The following is a 17169-nucleotide window of genomic DNA, read 5'->3' as shown; positions in this document are numbered from 1 at the left end:
CATATGTTTTTGGCGCGAAAGAGAAGCGTCAGCGACATGTTTTGACTGTTCGAAAGCGAAGCGACAGCACACACGATGTTGGTCACTAAGGCGTTATCACAGGAAATGATGCTTTTAGCCTTCGCTCCTCTATTGCTGATCCCTAAGAAGTCGCCTAGCCTCCACTCTAATCAACTTCTTTACATAGAATACGTTTTAACAAATGCCAACCCCAACTTTTGATGATAAGCCAAATAAAACAATACTTAGAGTACCTTAGCATCACAAAAATTATTCTTCATTATTATTTGGATGCTTTATGACGTTCCGACAAATGATTACCAATCTCTTCGGTTAAAAACAAAAAAGATGCAAGTACAGTTATTTGAATAACTGCACTTACATCCTATTATTAGTTAATACCTCGCATCGCCTTTGAAATAATTGGCGAAAGTATCAATATGATTATTCCTAAAACAATTGATAATGAGCCTAAGAAACCGAAGTATGTGAATTCACTTACCACTTCATAGACTTTTACAAGTTGTGCGTTGATTGCTTGCGCTGCCGCACTTGTTAAAAACCAAAGTGACATTGTTTGTGCAGCAAAAGCCTTTGGAGCCAATTTTGTAGTAGCTGATAAACCTACTGGCGATAATAATAACTCCCCAACTACAACTAAAAAGAATGATAATACTAACCACAATGGGCTTACTAAATCTTTACCACCAGATAAATACGCTGGAATCATCATCACGACAAATGACATTCCTGCAAAGAACAATGCATAAGCAAATTTACGCGGTGTAGATGGTTGCTTATCTCCCCACTTCATCCATAACATGGCAAATAACGGAGCCATTGTAACGACGAATAAAGGGTTTAACGATTGGAACCAAGAAGATTGAATATGGAAACCACCAATATCCAATTGTGTACGACTATCTGCAAACGTTGCTAAAATAGTTGCCCCTTGTTCTTGGATTGCCCAAAACATTACAGCCGATATAAACAAAGGGATATAAGCGAGTATGCGGGACTTCTCATCCTTCGTTGTTTTCTCACTGCGGTACATATAAATAAAGAACACCGTTGGAATTAATACACCCAGTGTCGTAATAATTAAACTAAAGACATTCATTGTTAATACGCCAGTTTTAATACCAATTGCCCCAGCAACAATAATAAGTAGAGCTATAATCCCAAATCGTGTAAAGACTTTTTTACGTTCTTCAGGCAATAATGGGTTGTTTACCTGTAACCCTGCTATCCCTAAATATTTTTTCTCTGTTAATTTATAAATAATTAAACCAACTAACATTCCGATCCCTGCTACACCAAAGCCTAAGTGGAAATTGTACTTTTGTCCAATTGTTCCGACAATTAAAGGTGCAAGGAATGATCCCATATTAATACCCATATAGAAAATTGAAAAACCTGCATCACGGCGACTATCTGTTTCAGCATACATATCTCCGACAATGCTTGAAATGTTCGGTTTTAATAAGCCTGTCCCAATAACAATAAAGAACATTGAAACAAATAACATACTTACGCCACCAGGTAACGCTAGCAGGAAATGCCCAAACATAATGAACACGCCGCCATAAAAAATGGTTCTACGTGTACCTAATATTCGGTCAGCAATCCAACCACCGATAATCCCTGACATGTAAACCATTGATCCGTAGATAGCCATAATTGAGTTTGCTGTTCCACGATCTAGGCCTAAACCGCCTTCATGCAATTCATAATACATAAAGAAAATCAGAATTGCTCGCATACCGTAGTATGAGAATCGTTCCCAAAATTCAGTGAAAAATAATGTAAAGAGCCCTTTAGGGTGTCCGACAAAGCCATTTTGAGGGACGGATTTTACAATTTCATCTTTAGTAGACATAAAAATATCCTCTCCCGATTTCATTATTCAATAATAATATTATTACCCAAAAGTAAGGATAAAAACTTTATTTCATCATACTAAAGTGTTTTAAAAACTTTTTCAAGAGTTTTAAAAAATGTTGGAATTTTGGACATTTTCTTTAAATTCAGAATGATTTTCATAGAATTGTACCAAACCTATTGATATCCCTAAGTTTTCTGATACTTTAATATCCACAATTTTATACAACGCCTTGAAATTATTCTAAAATATTTTATAGTCAGACTTTTTACTTTTTAAACAAAAAAGCTAGTATTATCTATAATTTCTTTCACAAAGATACAAATTCGCTTTTTCGATTACAAAAAAGCATGCTAGAAACACAAAGTGCTTTTAGCATGCTTTTAAAACAATGATGTAATTTATTATTTAATTACATATTGTTGGAATTTTGCATAATCCGCTTCTTTTAACTCTAGCATTAGCAGCGTACCATTTTCTTCATATGCTGTTTCATAGACAGAGGCATGTTCATTTAAATAAGAGACGATATTCCCCTGTTCATACGGAATGAGCATTTTACATGTTACATAATCAGAGAAAATATGCTGACGTATCATTTGCAATAAGTCTTCTAAGCCAATCCCTTGCTTCGCAGAAATCCAAACATTATCACCACTAACAACAGGATAAGGGACGTTTGCTATATCCGCTTTATTATACACATAAATTGTCGGGATTCCCTCAACGCCAACTGCCTTAAGTGTTTCATTTGTTACTTCCATCATAAAGCCGTGCTCAGAATTGGAAACATCTACAACATGGAGTAATAAGTCGGCATCACGAGCCTCTTCCAATGTTGAGCGGAATGCCTTCACTAGATGATGCGGTAATTTGCTAACGAAACCAACTGTATCTGTTAATAGGAATGTCTTTTTATCAGCTAATTCTATTTGACGGACGGATGTTTCAAGTGTGGCAAAAAGCATGTCCTTCTCAAACACTTGTTTATGCTCTTCTTGTCCTATTTTCGAAAGTAGCTGATTCATAATAGTTGACTTACCAGCATTCGTATAGCCGACAATGGAAACGACAGGAACGGCATTTTTGCGTCGTTGTTTACGCTGCGTCTCTCGTTGCTCCTTTACATGTTCTAGCTCCTTCTTTATTTTCGAAATCTGATCCTCAATTTTTCGACGGTCTAGCTCGAGCTTTGTCTCACCAGCACCACGGTTTTTAAAGCCACCACCTGTGCCACCACCTTGACGGCTGAGAGATGCATGCAAGCCGACTAAACGTGGTAGCATATATTGCAATTGTGCTAACTCGACTTGCATCTGCGCTTCACTTGTTTTAGCACGACGTCCAAAAATATCTAAAATCAACATCGTTCTATCAATAACCTTCGTCTCTAAATCACGTTCTAAGTTACGGATTTGTGAAGGTGATAATTCATCATTAAAAATCACTAAATTTGCTTGTGCTTCATCATAAAAATTTTTTATTTCTTCAATTTTCCCAGTGCCAACATAATGAGATGGCGTAATGCGCTCTAAATTTTGTGTGACAACGCCGACAACTTCAACATTTAAAGCTTCAGCTAAATTTTTTAGCTCTTCCATTGAATAATCAAAATGCTTATCATTCCGTAAATTTACGCCAACTAAAATAGCTCTTTCCACCAATATATCTACTTCTTTAATTCTATCCATCCACAAACCTCCCACCAATGCCTTGATGCTACTACGACAAATTTTCTTCATCTTACCATATAATGTCCAAATTCGTGTTGTTTAGTAGTTATCTTATCTTTAATAGATGTATATCGTAAAAAATGCGCCTTCTATACAAAAAGGCGCACTACATTTATTTATTTCATACGTTCTTCTTTTAACAATACCTCAGTGCGATTGAACTCGTCTTCAATATCTTTATTTGGTTTATATGTCAAGATACTGACAATAACCGCAACGATTAAGCATACGAAGAAGCCTGGAACAATCTCATATAATGTATCAGATAAGACCTTTATTTTCCCCCAAACGAAGGCGGTTGCAGCACCTGCTATCATCCCACTGATAGCTCCGTAATTCGTTAATTTTCTCCAATATAGGGACAGCAATATTACTGGACCGAATGCTGCACCAAAGCCAGCCCAAGCAAAGCCTACTAGGCCTAAAATAGAACTATCTGGATTCCATGCTAAAATTGCTGCGATAATTGCTACAACTAAAACAGCTACACGGCCAATAAAAACATAATGCTTATCATCTGCTGTTTTATTAAATAAAGCTTTGTAAATGTCTTCTACAAGTGCTGACGAAGTAACAATTAGTTGTGATGAAATTGTACTCATCACCGCGGCTAAAATGGCAGCTAGCATTATACCTGCAATAAACGGATGGAATAGGATTTGGCCAAGTACAATAAATACTGTCTCAGCGTCCTTTAACTCACCTGCATTTTGCTCATAATAAGCTACACCTACTAAAGCTGTTGCAATCGCTCCGAATAAACTTAACATCATCCAGCCAATACCGATACGACGTGCCTGCTTTGTTTCTTTTACTGAACTTATTGCCATAAAGCGCACGATAATATGTGGTTGTCCAAAATAACCTAGTCCCCATGCAATTGATGAAATGATTGCCGTAGCAGTTGCAGTTGCAGGTAATAAGCTCAGGTGTTCAGGATTTACAGCTTTAATAGATGCTATTGTGTCTCCAATTCCACCTGTTAAAAACAATCCAAATAACGGTACAGAAATAAGTGCTATAAACATAATTAGCCCCTGTAAAAAGTCTGTATAACTAACCGCTAAAAATCCTCCAAACAATGTGTATGCCACAACAACAGCAGATACAATCAATAAACCAGTATGGTATTCATAGCCAAATGAACTATCAAAAAACTTGCCTCCTGCAACCATCCCTGAAGAAACATAAAATGTAAAAAAGATTAAAATAATAATACCCGACGCAATTCTTATTAGCTTTGTGTTGTCACGTAAACGATTATCTAAATAACTCGGAATAGTAATTGAGTCATTAGCAACTTGTGTATATGCACGTAGTCTCGGTGCTACAAGTAACCAATTCAAATAGGCACCAATCGTTAAACCAATAGCAATCCATGCCTCAACTAACCCAGATATATATATCGCACCCGGTAAACCCATTAACAGCCAGCCAGACATATCTGCTGCACCTGCACTTAGCGCTGTAACAGCAGGGCCAAGCGAACGCCCACCGAGCATGTAATCCGTTAAATTTGATGTTTTAACAAATGCATACCATCCGATTCCAAGCATGGCGATCATATAAATAATAATAGCAAGTAATTGATACATGTTTTCAGACATAAATTTCCCCCTATTTCCCCTTTAATCTTTTTAAACAATTATGCCTCGTTGCGTTTGGGATCCGCAGGAGGCTTCAGACCAACGCAATGTTGGTCACTCAGTCTTTACCACAGGATGTGGCGTCTTAGACTGAGTTCATCTATTTCAGTGGATGTTTGGACACCCGCTAAAAAGTAACTTAAACCCCACATTCATCTCACTATAGAAGTGGGAGACATCTGTACCTGTCACTTCACTTTCGGTACATAAAACATCTGTACCTGTCGCTTCGCTTTCGGTACATAAAACATCTGTCGCTACCAATACGCTTGTCGAAAGAAGTTAAAAAATTCTCTATAATTAAAATACCACATATATGCAAAATAACCTATAAATATTCAAAAAATGAATACTGAAATTTATACTAGCATTGCGCTTCTTAAATTGTGTTAAACTAGTGCCATCTATAACACGATAAAGAAGGCGAAATATATGACATTTGAAGAAATGAAAGCTCAGCTTATGGAGCGTATTTTACAACAGCAACTCGTTACTGCTACCATCAGTCAACCACGTATGAAGTCAAACGAAGTAAAGCGTATAAAGTTAAAACCTTTATTACTTAAGGATGCTTACCATATACAAGTTGAATATCAATTTGAACGCATTTTAAAACACGAAAATGTTCTATTGGAAAATTTCAGTGAGAAGCTAGAAACATTTTTTAACGATTTTCGTCAAGCACATGTTGATTTTATTGATGAAAAAGTACAAGTACAGCTTTCAAAAAAGAACAAAGTACTATGGAAGTCCGATAAATCCTCAGCACCAAAGCAAGTCAATTTAACACATAATCGCAAGAAAAACTATTTACTAGCAGAAGATAAGCCCTACCCATTTTTAATTCGTCTTGGAGTACAAACAGAAGAAGGAAAAATAAAAAAACAAAAATACGATAAATTTAAACAAATCAACCGCTTCATCGAATTTATTGATGATGCATTAACATATTTGCCAAAGGATCGTCAGGTTCGTATCTTAGATTTTGGCTCAGGCAAATCCTATTTAACATTCGCCCTATACCATTATTTAAAAATCGAAAAAGGCCTAGACATTCGTGTCACTGGTTTGGATTTAAAGAAGGAAGTCATTGAGGAATGCTCACAAATTGCACAGGATTTAGGCTATGAGCAGCTAGAATTTCTAGTTGGAGATATTAATGATTATAATGATGAATCTGCAGTGGATATGGTGGTGACGCTACACGCTTGTGATGTTGCCACCGATATGGCATTAGCTCGTGCTGTGAAATGGGGAGCTAGCGTTATTTTAAGTGTCCCTTGTTGTCAGCATGAATTAAATCGCCAGCTTAACACACCAGCACTAGATATCATGCTTCAGCACGGTCTCGTACGCGAACGTTTTGCAGCGCTCGCAACAGATGCAATTCGAGCGGAAATTTTATCACTCGTTGGCTATGAGGCACAATTGCTAGAGTTTATAGATATGGAAAATACACCAAAAAACATTTTAATACGAGCTTATCATACAGGTAAAAAGCCAAGCTCTGAACAGCGCGCTAACTACGATACCTTTTTAAAGTTGCTAAATGCCAAGCCGTTTTTAGCGAATGAATTACAAGCTTACCTATAAGAATCGCTTTATTTATAGTTGGTCGTAGCGTGAGTATCTCATGAGGAGGCACGGGTATTCTCTATCCTTCCGCGAGTATTTCAAAGTCGCGCAATTTAAATTAACAGGGCGGTCCAATAACTTCTGGACCGCCCTTTCAATTATAGTTCTTGTCGTAATGCTTGAATAACGTCTATTTTTGTGGCCTTACGTGCTGGACGATAGCCTGAAATCATCGCTACCCCAATACTAATCGCTGAAGCGATAAGAACAAGCTGCCAAGGAATAAGGGAGAATGTAATTTCATTTCTACCAAAAGCATCTTCCCCTGTTGCTGCTTTTAGAATTAAAGGCAATGCAGCATTTGCTACAAAGCTAATAACATATGAAATGGCTACAGCTATCAAAGTACCAATAACACCAATGAATGTACTTTCCATTAAGAACAATCGTTGAATAAGCTTTGGACTTGCTCCAATAGCCTTTAAAACACCGATTTCACGAGTACGTTCTGTAACAGCCATTGTCATTGTGTTGAAAATGCCAATCGAAGCAATCAAGACAGCAATTGTTCCAACAAATATTAAACCAATCTTTAAAACTAGGAAAAATACATTCATTTTATCCAATTGTTCAGTAACGGAATAAACGCTATAGCCTTTGTCTTTTAGTTTGTCTAATATCGACTTTACATTTTCCATGCTATCCGCAAAAATATTAAATTCCGAATAAAGCATGTCATCCTCTTTTACCTTACCTGTTGCAACTAAATTTGTAGCTAGCATCGGCTTTTGCTCTGTATCCATATAAACTGAGTTATCGATCATCCAATCATAAGAAGGCTTCTTCATAACACCGACAATCGTATATTTCATTTTCTCTGTCTCTTCTGCCCCATCAGTACGTGGCATTAATGATAATTCGATCTCTTTACCAATTAATGAACCCTTATAACCTTCCTCACTACCATTATAATAAGTGCCTTCCGCTTCAGCTTTTTTACTCTTTTCTTCAATAATTTTGCGCTCAGCATCATTGACTAATGTTTGAGCAAAATGATAACCTACAACGATTTCGTTTGGCTTTGCTGGATACTTCCCTTCCGTAAGTTTGCCATTTACTTGCTCAAAATCATGCATGTCAGCAACATATAAATTAGATTGAGTATCACGACCCTCAAAAAATGAATGTGCGGATGCATTGACAGTAATCGTCTCGAGTACCGTTTCCACATGTTCTATACCTTTTATTTCGTGTATTTGGTCCTCTGTAAATTGATCATTACCAAACACTTGAATTTTCGTAACTTTTTCATTTGATAATATTTCATTACGTATGGAATCCTGAAGCCCAAATCCAACTGATGCAAGGACAATCAAAAATGCACAGCCCATCGTTGCCGCTAGTACTGTCATAAATACGCGTAATTTATTTTTCTTTATATGTTGTGTAACAAAGTCTAATTGATCTTTAAATAACATGTTACGCTTCCTCCTTCACGAGTTCCCCATCGTACATGCGGAAACGTCGATGAGCTATTGTTGCTACTTCCTCGTCGTGAGTAATGATAATAAATGTTAAACCAAGCTCACGGTTTAGACTTTGAATGAGCAGCAATATATCTTGCTCAGTTTCCGAGTCAAGACTTCCTGTAGGCTCGTCTGCCAACAAAATAGGAGGATTTGTAATTAAGGCTCTTGCAATACTAACACGCTGTTGCTGACCACCCGATAATTCATTTGGGTAGTGGTCTGCCACTTCCGTTAAACTAACCTTGTCCATTAATTTTTTCACTTTTTCTATACGCTCAGCTTTCTTGATACCCTGCAACTTCAATGGTAGTTCAATGTTTTCAAACGCTGTTAAGCCTGGCATTAGTTGAAAGTTTTGAAAGATAAATCCGAACTGTTGCAAGCGAAAAGCTGCACTTTCTACTTCGGAGAGATGAGCTGTTTCCTTTCCGTTTACCATAATAGATCCCTGTTCAGATTTCATAAATCCAGCCAATATTTGTAATAAGGTTGATTTCCCGGAGCCACTTTTCCCAACAACTGCGACAATCTCTCCATTTTTCACCTCAAAATTGACACCTTTTAATACTGGAACCTGCTTTTCCTTACCTTTCTTTCCAATTATAAATGTATGTTGTAAGTTCTCAACTTGAATCATTTTCAAATAAACGCTCCTTCCACATTCTTCTGACTCATCAGCAAAAACTAGAGTTGATTTCCTACAAAAGTCATCCTAAGTTTTAGGTTACGAGCCTTTCCTTCCCCATTGTAGTAAATAATTCTTAATAAAGTGGAAGGATAAAAATGAAGATATTCTTAAGAAAATGGAAGACTATTAGCAAAACATTTTCTTTACATTCTCTTTACAATTCATTCGAAAATTTAATCAATATTTTATGTCCAAATAGTATCTTTTTGTATTAAACAGATAGAGCTCTCTTTATAAACCCTATTTTCAAGGCCTTTATCTGTATTAGTAAAAACAAATACAGAGATACCCTTATTATTTTGTGAACAAATTGTATATTACAGGATTGTAAAGTTTTCTGTAGAATAGAAGAATTTTATGTAGATAATTTAAAGATTTTGTTATGATAGTAAAGTTTAGAGGCCAATTTATTTATATCCAGGAGGATTCGATTTACATGCTTAACTCAAAAAAACAAGACCCTTTCTTTATAGCTTTGCATAAAATTGCTGAGAATATGAGAGAGGCCGTACATTACGCAAATGATTTTCGTATTAACAGCGTGGCTGACCTAAAAGAGATTAGCATTACTATGAAAAATTACGAAACAGCTGGTGATAAGCTCATTCACGAACTAATCGTGATGCTAAACAAATCATTTATGACACCTATCGAACGCGAAGACATTCTAGAATTCGCAATTCGTATGGACGACGTATTAGATGGTACGGAGCATTGTATCGCTCATTTTGAAATGTTCTCTCTAACAGAAGTTGACGAGTCAATGCGTATTTTCTTAGGTTATATTTCAAAAAGTGCTGATGAAATTGTTAAAGCAACAGAAGAGTTAAAGAAAAAGAATCTTATTGGCATGCGTCCACACGCAATTCTTATTAAAGATTACGAGCGTGAATGTGATGAAGTTCAACGTTCGTCTATTAAAAAACTATTTTTAAATGAAAAAGATCCAATTCGAATTATTAAATATAAAGATATATATGAACAACTTGAAGATATCGCTGATTATTGCCAAAACGTTGCAAATACTATGGAAACAATTATCATGCGTAACGCGTAATTAGGAGATGGGCACTTACAATGAACACAATCATTATACTTACTGTACTGGTAGTTATCTTTGCCCTAACATTTGACTTTATCAACGGCTTCCATGATACAGCAAATGCTATTGCAACCTCAGTTTCCACTAGAGCATTGAAACCTCGCGTAGCTATCATGTTGGCTGCGACAATGAACTTTATCGGAGCTATTACCTTCGTCGGTGTTGCAAAGGCTTTAACAAAAGACATTGTGGATCCATTCTCTTTAAATGCCTTTGAAGGAGATACGACCGGATCAATCGTTATTTTAGCAGCATTAATCTCCGCTATTATTTGGAACTTACTAACATGGTATTTCGGTATTCCATCGAGTTCTTCACACACTCTAATTGGGTCCATTGCCGGTGCAGCAGTTGCATCTGCTGGCTTCGGAGTTCTAAACTATGGCGGTTTTACTAAAATCATTATGGCCTTAGTGCTATCACCAATTCTTGCGATTTGCGCCGGCTTTATTATGATGACACTGTTTAAATTATTGTTTAAAAACTTAAATTTATATCGTACGAATAAAGGCTTCCGTACGATGCAAATTTTCACTGCCGCAATTCAATCTTTTACACATGGTACAAACGATGCTCAAAAGGCAATGGGGATTATGACGATGGCGTTAATCGCTGGAGGTTTGCATACAGGAGATGAAATTCCGTTTTGGGTACGAGCTGCAGCGGCAACTGCAATGGGGCTTGGTACTTCTATCGGCGGCTATAAAATTATAAAAACAGTCGGCGGTAAAATTATGAAAATCCGACCTGTAAACGGAGTTGCAGCAGATTTAGCATCTGCATCAGTAATCTTCGGTGCTACATTAATTCACCTACCAGTATCTACAACACACGTTATTTCTTCCTCTATCATGGGTGTCGGCTCTGCACAACGTGTACGCGGTGTAAACTGGGGGATGGCGCGTAAAATCGTAACTACTTGGGTAATTACAATGCCAATTTCTGCAGTTATGGCAGCTATTATTTACTTTTTGTTATCGTTATTCTTCTAATTTGATCGCATACTAAGACTCCTGTTCCTTGTTGAACAGGAGTCTTTATATTGTCACACGACAAAATGTGGCACATCCTTTACACTATTTTAAAAAGGAGGACAGTACCTACAATGAAAACTTTTTCAGCTTTTATAACTGCCCACGCTAAAGCTATCGTAGCCTTATGGTTCGTAATTTTTATTACTTTGGCTATGTTTGCAATACAACTTCCAAGCAAGCTTCATGGAGACGGTTTTTTTGTTAAAGGAGATCATACCTACGTAACAAATGAGCTTGCAAAAACATTTGATTTGCCTGCAGATACCATTTTGGTTGTCTTCAATCCAGCGGACGATAAGAAAATTGAAGATACATTAAAAAAACTGAAAAAAATTAAAGAGATTCACTCAATCCAGTCACCACTTGATGATGCTTCTTTACAAAAGAATGGTATAGCTTATGCTATGGTTCATATTAAAAATAATGTTGATCATCTACCTGATGTTGTGAAAGACATCCGTTCATTAATAGAGAATGACGGTGTGAGCATTACAGGTGGGCCAGTTATTTCAGAAGACATCAATACAGCAAGTCAAAAGGATTTAGCATCAGCGGAAGCAATAGGCTTACCAATCGCTATCATAGTGCTATTACTTGCTTTCGGTACTGTCATAGCCTCAATCTTACCTATCATTATCGGCATTGTTACTGTTGTAGCTGCGTTTGGAATTTTGACTTTGTTTAGCGGTAATGTCAATTTATCAATTTTTGTGTTAAATATAGTACCAATGCTTGGACTTGCATTAAGCATCGATTTTGCATTGTTGTTTATTAATCGATATCGCGAAGAACGTGCCCACACATCCATTGTTCAGGCTATTCAAACAGCTATACAGACAGCTGGCCGTTCTATCATCTTTTCTGCTGTTTGTGTCATGATTGGCTTAGGTGCAATGATTGTTATTGACGTGGAGATTTTCCACAATATCGCTTTAGGAGGCGCAATTGTTGTATTCCTTGCAGTACTTTCTGGCCTAACCTTGCTACCTGCTACGATGATGCTAATAGGAGATAACCTAAATAAATGGCGCTTATTACGTGTAAAGCCTGGTGGAGCAAATCGTTGGCGTAGCTTTGCTGGCTTTGTCATGAAACATCCTGTTACCATCGTTATTGCGGCATTATTATTACTAGGTATTGGTATGGTTCCGTTGAAGGATATTAAACTTACAATTCCTCAGGTGGATTCATTGCCGACAAAATATGAGGCACGTGAAGCTTATGATCAGTTAGATGAAACGTTCGGACTCGGTGATACCTCAACTTTATATTTGCTAGCAGAACGTAAAGAAGGCTGGGAAGATAGTGAGGCTAGAGAGCTTATTTTTAATATTCAAGAAAAATTACTTGATGACCCTCTAGTGAGTCATGTATCAACCATTTATACGACGGCTAACATTAAGTCACCTGAGGAACTAACAGCTTCTTTGAAAACTCCACAAGTGGCAGAACAATTAAAACCAATACTAAATACGTTTTCTAAAGATAAGCAACTCTTTATCCCCATTACATTGGATGCAGCCGGTTCATCAACTACCGCTCAACAATTCGCTCGAACATGGAAAGATAAAGATTTAGGTGTCGATTTTGCTCTTGGAGGTCATGCGAAATTCAACCAAGAAATTTTCGATGAAATCTCCAGTAAAATTTTCTTGGCTGTATCCATTATTATCGTCTCAACGTTCTTTATTTTAATGCTCGCTTTCCGCTCTATTTTAATCCCACTGAAAGCGATTATTATGAATATCATTGGACTTTCATCAGCTTTCGGCATTCTTGTCTATATTTTCCAATATGGACATTTAGGGATTGAAGCCGGTACGATTGTCCTTATTATCCCGGTAATTGTTTTTTGTCTTGTATTCGGCTTAAGTATGGATTATGAAGTCTTTTTAATATCACGTATTCAAGAGGAATATCAAAAAGGGGCGGATAATACACGTGCAACGATTGACGGTCTAACCTCTACAAGTCGTATCATTACGTCTGCAGCACTTATTATGATTGTTATTACAGGGGCATTCGCTTTTACAGATGTAATGCCTGTGAAGCAAATTGGAGTCGGTATAGCTATTGCAGTCGCCATCGATGCAACTATTATTCGTCTAATGCTCGTTCCAAGTCTTATGAAGCTATTTGGGGACTGGAATTGGTGGCTACCCTTCGCGAAGAAACAAAATAGATCATAATTACTTCTGAAGTCGACTGAATGAAGTAAAAAAATCCGCAACCTTCCGTGAGCTCTCCCTCACTCAAAGGTTGCGGATTTTTCTTATTTTGAATAAATACGGTCGTACCATTCTTTTGCTGCTTCTACCTCAGGCATTGTTAGCTGATGTCCATAATTAAACCATACTGTTGTCACATCTGCCCCAGCCGACGTTAAAAGCTCCTCTAAATCCTCAGATTCCTGGGCAGAACACATTGGATCATTTGTCCCAGCACCGATAAAGACAGGGATTGAAGAAAGTGTAGGCAATTCAATATCACGTCTAGGCACCATAGGGTGATGCAGTATTGCACCTGCTAGAGCATCCTTATAATGGAATAATAGGCTGGCAGCAATATTCGCGCCATTAGAGTAGCCAATAGCAACCACTCGATTACGGTCAAATCCATACTGCTGTGCAGCTTCTAATAAAAAGTCATTTAATTCCTTCGTACGGAAAATTAAATCCTCTATATCAAAAACACCTTCCGCTAAGCGACGGAAAAAGCGTGGCATACCATTTTCAAGGACATTTCCACGAACGCTTAAAATACTTGCTGTTTCATCAATTTCCTTTGCAAGGCCAATTAAGCTTTGTTCATTTCCACCTGTACCATGTAACAGTAAAAAAATTGGTTTTGTTTCATCTGTTCCTTTATGAAAAACATGTTGCATTTACAGTCCACCTCTCGATTATCTTGAATTCGAGATAATTGTAGCCTGTGGCAAAATTAAATTCAAGCTCTTTGACTTATTAATTTCTCGATTTTCACGATTTGGCTGTTCTTCATGGTCTTTATAAAACTTTGTAATTGTAAACACCGAAAATAAACAAACAGCTATAACAGCAACAATAACTACTCCCACTATTTTTTTCCCATTCATTCGTTTTTATCCCCCGAATTACTTATTTCTTTTTACGAAAACCTTCTTCTAGTAAATATTCTTTCGCCGCTTCTTGTGTACCAAAGGCTTCCTCTAAATTTTCTCCATGATAAATATTCCAAGAACGTTGCTCAAAGGCTAACTTTAATTGAGCACCTTCACGATTTTGCCAAAGCTCTTCAATCGGCTCTTGCTCTTCTTCTTCTTCCGATAAATATTGAATGGCATCTTCAATAATTTCACGAAGCTGTTGTTCATCGTAGTCTCGAATATTTACTAGGCCTTTATCGTTTGCTTCTTCCTCATAACGCAATAAATCACCGACAAAAACGAAGCCGTTGCCATTTGGATGTAGCTTTTCTACAACAATGGTCTTTTCATAAAGGCTGTCCATAAAGTGATAATTTAGGCGTTTCAATGAAATTTCCTTCTTCGTAAGTTCAGGAAATGAGTCGATGATGGCTTGCTTTTGTTCAAATGTTAGCATATAAAAATGCTCCTTTTCTATTCAATATCTCTTTTAGTATAACTTATTCTTCCTGTTATATTGAAGTAAAATAGGTAGTACTAAAAGTAAAGTTTGATGTCCATAACGTGTAGGTTGATTTCCGTTCCGATTGGGCGCTTTGTGCTGTCGCTTCGCTGCAGGGTCTCGGGCCAGCACGATGTTGGTCACGAAGGCGTTATCAAAGGATGTGATGGTTTTAGCCTTCGTTCCCTTAAATCCCCAAGGAGTCGCCCAATCTCCACTCCAATCAACTTATTCGCATAGCATACGTTTTAACAAAACGTCATCCCTAAATTAAGATGAGCGACCCAAATTAGAAAATCACATCACTATAACGTAGACGGCGTTATCACAGGACGTGACGTTTTTAGCCTTCTTTCCCCTATTACTAATCCCAAAGGAGTCACCCAGAAGGAACGAAGATCAACTTATATACATGACATACTCTTTAACAAAATTGATGATGAGACAAGAAATCAGAGCCTAATCATTTTTCCTATAAAGACAAAAAAAATCCGCTTAAGCTCCCTGCGGATAGAGCAAGAGCGCACCGATGCGGCTCATACACTGTCCAAGGAAAGCGAAGTGGATTTTACCTTTTACATTTTTGCTAAAATTCTTATGGAAGACTTTTTTAGTCTCCCACAATTCATAACATTTTATCTTTTACAAACTGAATAACATGAGCAACGTATAGTTCACGGTAAGGAACAAATTGTGCAGTGCCTACTGGGCGCACAATTTCCGCTCGTTGTCCATCAGGGAAATATTCATAGCCTTCAATATTCAGAGTAGCCGTTTCTCCTAAAAAGAATGCCTCTGCCTCATCAAGTTTTGCTCGAACGACCCCTGACACTTCCTCATACTGCAATTTAAACGATTCCCAATCATGTTTGAACGGATATATATAAACATGACAAAATTCATTGTCAATCATGTTTTCTGAAACGATACTACATGATGTCATGCCCATTTTAACAACTTCGTGTACGTCGACATCGAGCCCTAGCTCTTCCTTCACTTCACGAATTCCTGATTCTACTGTCTCTACTGCTAATAGATGCCCTGCCGCTGTAATATCAAGCAAGCCAGGGTAGTCCTTTTTTTGTGAACTACGGATTTGGAAATAGATATAGTCCTCATTGACAAGCCAACAGTGGAATGTTTCATGCCAAAGTCCTTTTTCATGTACCTCTGCTCTAGTTGCTGTCCCAATCTGTTCATGCTGTTCATTAAAAACTTTCACAATTTCTTGTTCCATTTTTCGACTCCTATACCGACTTCGTAGCCTTTTTCTTAATCACGTTACGTTCATCATAAATATTGGATACGATCACTTTTAATACTGCATAAAATGGTACAGCAATGATAATACCGATGAAACCTGCAATATTACCTGCCGCTAAAATAACTGTAATAACTGTTAACGGATGGATATCGAGTGTTTTACCCATTACATTAGGCGTTATAAAGTTACTATCAATTTGCTGCGCCACAAGTGTGACAACAGACACCCATATGACTAACACTGGATCCTGAACAATAGCCACAATCAGCGCTGGTGTAAAGGCGATCCATGGTCCAATAAACGGAATCATATTCATAAAGAATGCGAATATAACAAGCAGCAACGAATAGTCTAAACCTATAATTAAATAACCGACATACATAATGAGTGCTAGTAAAAAACTAATTTGCAGCTGCCCTTGAATATAGCTACGTAAAACATCGTCAATTTCACTTAACGTCTTTTTCACCCATTCTCGACGTTCACCACTGAAATATTTATAAACTGACGGCGCAAATTTTTCATGATCCTTCAACATAAAAATAAAGAAGAATGGAATTAAAATAGCTAATAAAGAAACTGATACAACTGATTGTAAAAACGAAACTATCCCCTTACTTGCCACAACGGCAAAATGCTGCATAGAATTTGCCATATTGTCGATAAAATCTTTCAACTGTGGTGGGAAGTTATCTTTGTTTTTAAACACATAATCAGCTGCGTCCTGAACGCTAGCACTAATCATCGGTATATTTTTCACTAAATTATTAACCTGCTCTGCAATCGGATTACCAACAATCCAACCAAAGCCACCTACAAGCGCTACTAGTCCAATGACTATTGTTAATATACTTGCCCATCTAGGCCAATTACGTTTTTCTAAAAACCTCTGAATCGGCTCAGTAACATAATACAAAACACCGCCAAGCAACAAAGGTATAAAAATAGCCTTTAAGATAATAACAAACGGTGAAAAAATCCAATGAATCTCTATAAAATATTTAATGATTAGTAGAGCAAGTAAAACCCCAACTCCTACTTGAAACCAAACTTTCCTCGTCATTTTTATTCACTTCCTTTTATCGCAGAT

At 37.2% G+C, this 17169-nt stretch carries 14 protein-coding genes; 4 read left to right on the top strand and 10 right to left on the bottom strand.

The annotated features are described in order from the left end of the window. Positions 1 to 391: 391 nt before the first annotated feature. The 3 genes from JNUCC51_RS13770 to putP all read right to left on the bottom strand — a co-directional run bounded on the left by JNUCC51_RS13770 (position 392) and on the right by putP (position 5222). Positions 392 to 1879: a peptide MFS transporter gene (locus JNUCC51_RS13770; RefSeq protein ID WP_337988542.1), complete on the bottom strand. Its 1488-nt coding sequence runs from the start codon at positions 1877 to 1879 to the stop codon at positions 392 to 394. Positions 1880 to 2286: 407 nt separating this feature from the next. Further along, entirely contained in the window at positions 2287 to 3573 is a 1287-nt protein-coding gene (gene hflX / locus JNUCC51_RS13765; protein WP_337988541.1) for a GTPase HflX, read from the bottom strand. 158 nt (positions 3574 to 3731) lie between these two features. Beyond that, positions 3732 to 5222, bottom strand: a complete 1491-nt coding sequence (gene putP, locus JNUCC51_RS13760; RefSeq protein ID WP_337988540.1) for a sodium/proline symporter PutP — start codon at positions 5220 to 5222, stop codon at positions 3732 to 3734. Between the two features lie 471 nt (positions 5223 to 5693). Between putP and JNUCC51_RS13755 the strand changes: the two genes are divergently transcribed. After that, a complete protein-coding gene (locus JNUCC51_RS13755; protein ID WP_337988539.1) occupies positions 5694 to 6854 on the top strand; it encodes a class I SAM-dependent methyltransferase in 1161 nt (386 codons plus the stop codon). 140 nt (positions 6855 to 6994) lie between these two features. On the opposite strand, the gene JNUCC51_RS13750 is transcribed toward JNUCC51_RS13755, so the two are convergent. Both JNUCC51_RS13750 and JNUCC51_RS13745 read right to left on the bottom strand, forming a co-directional pair. Continuing rightward, complete coding sequence (locus JNUCC51_RS13750) at positions 6995 to 8314, bottom strand: ABC transporter permease (protein ID WP_337988538.1); 1320 nt, start codon at positions 8312 to 8314, stop codon at positions 6995 to 6997. Position 8315: 1 nt separating this feature from the next. After that, positions 8316 to 9002: an ABC transporter ATP-binding protein gene (locus tag JNUCC51_RS13745; RefSeq protein WP_337992231.1), complete on the bottom strand. Its 687-nt coding sequence runs from the start codon at positions 9000 to 9002 to the stop codon at positions 8316 to 8318. A gap of 487 nt (positions 9003 to 9489) precedes the next feature. On the opposite strand from JNUCC51_RS13745, the gene JNUCC51_RS13740 reads away from it, so the two are divergent. The 3 genes from JNUCC51_RS13740 (at position 9490) to JNUCC51_RS13730 (ending at position 13378) form a co-directional block, all read left to right on the top strand. After that, positions 9490 to 10110 carry a DUF47 domain-containing protein gene (locus JNUCC51_RS13740; protein ID WP_337988537.1) on the top strand — a complete coding sequence of 207 codons (621 nt, stop codon included), beginning with the start codon at positions 9490 to 9492 and terminating at the stop codon, positions 10108 to 10110. A gap of 20 nt (positions 10111 to 10130) precedes the next feature. After that, complete coding sequence (locus JNUCC51_RS13735) at positions 10131 to 11147, top strand: inorganic phosphate transporter (RefSeq protein ID WP_337988536.1); 1017 nt, start codon at positions 10131 to 10133, stop codon at positions 11145 to 11147. Positions 11148 to 11260: 113 nt separating this feature from the next. Next, entirely contained in the window at positions 11261 to 13378 is a 2118-nt protein-coding gene (locus JNUCC51_RS13730; RefSeq protein ID WP_337988535.1) for an MMPL family transporter, read from the top strand. 83 nt (positions 13379 to 13461) lie between these two features. Here JNUCC51_RS13730 and JNUCC51_RS13725 read toward each other — a convergent pair whose 3' ends face one another. From JNUCC51_RS13725 to JNUCC51_RS13705, 5 genes are all read right to left on the bottom strand, one after another. Next, positions 13462 to 14073, bottom strand: coding sequence for an alpha/beta hydrolase (locus JNUCC51_RS13725; RefSeq protein ID WP_337988534.1), 612 nt, complete (start codon positions 14071 to 14073; stop codon positions 13462 to 13464). Between the two features lie 18 nt (positions 14074 to 14091). Continuing rightward, on the bottom strand, positions 14092 to 14283 hold the full coding sequence (locus JNUCC51_RS13720; RefSeq protein ID WP_049663279.1) for a hypothetical protein: 192 nt from the start codon (positions 14281 to 14283) through the stop codon (positions 14092 to 14094). A gap of 22 nt (positions 14284 to 14305) precedes the next feature. Then, a complete protein-coding gene (locus JNUCC51_RS13715) occupies positions 14306 to 14770 on the bottom strand; it encodes a hypothetical protein (RefSeq protein ID WP_337988533.1) in 465 nt (154 codons plus the stop codon). A gap of 670 nt (positions 14771 to 15440) precedes the next feature. Beyond that, positions 15441 to 16052: an NUDIX hydrolase gene (locus JNUCC51_RS13710; RefSeq protein WP_337988532.1), complete on the bottom strand. Its 612-nt coding sequence runs from the start codon at positions 16050 to 16052 to the stop codon at positions 15441 to 15443. Between the two features lie 10 nt (positions 16053 to 16062). After that, a complete protein-coding gene (locus JNUCC51_RS13705) occupies positions 16063 to 17142 on the bottom strand; it encodes an AI-2E family transporter (protein ID WP_337988531.1) in 1080 nt (359 codons plus the stop codon). Between the last annotated feature and the right edge of the window lie 27 nt (positions 17143 to 17169).

Source organism: Lysinibacillus sp. JNUCC 51 (assembly GCF_015999525.1).
GTDB classification, from domain to species: Bacteria; Bacillota; Bacilli; order Bacillales_A; family Planococcaceae; genus Lysinibacillus; species Lysinibacillus xylanilyticus.
This window is presented reverse-complemented; position numbering and strand designations above follow the sequence as displayed.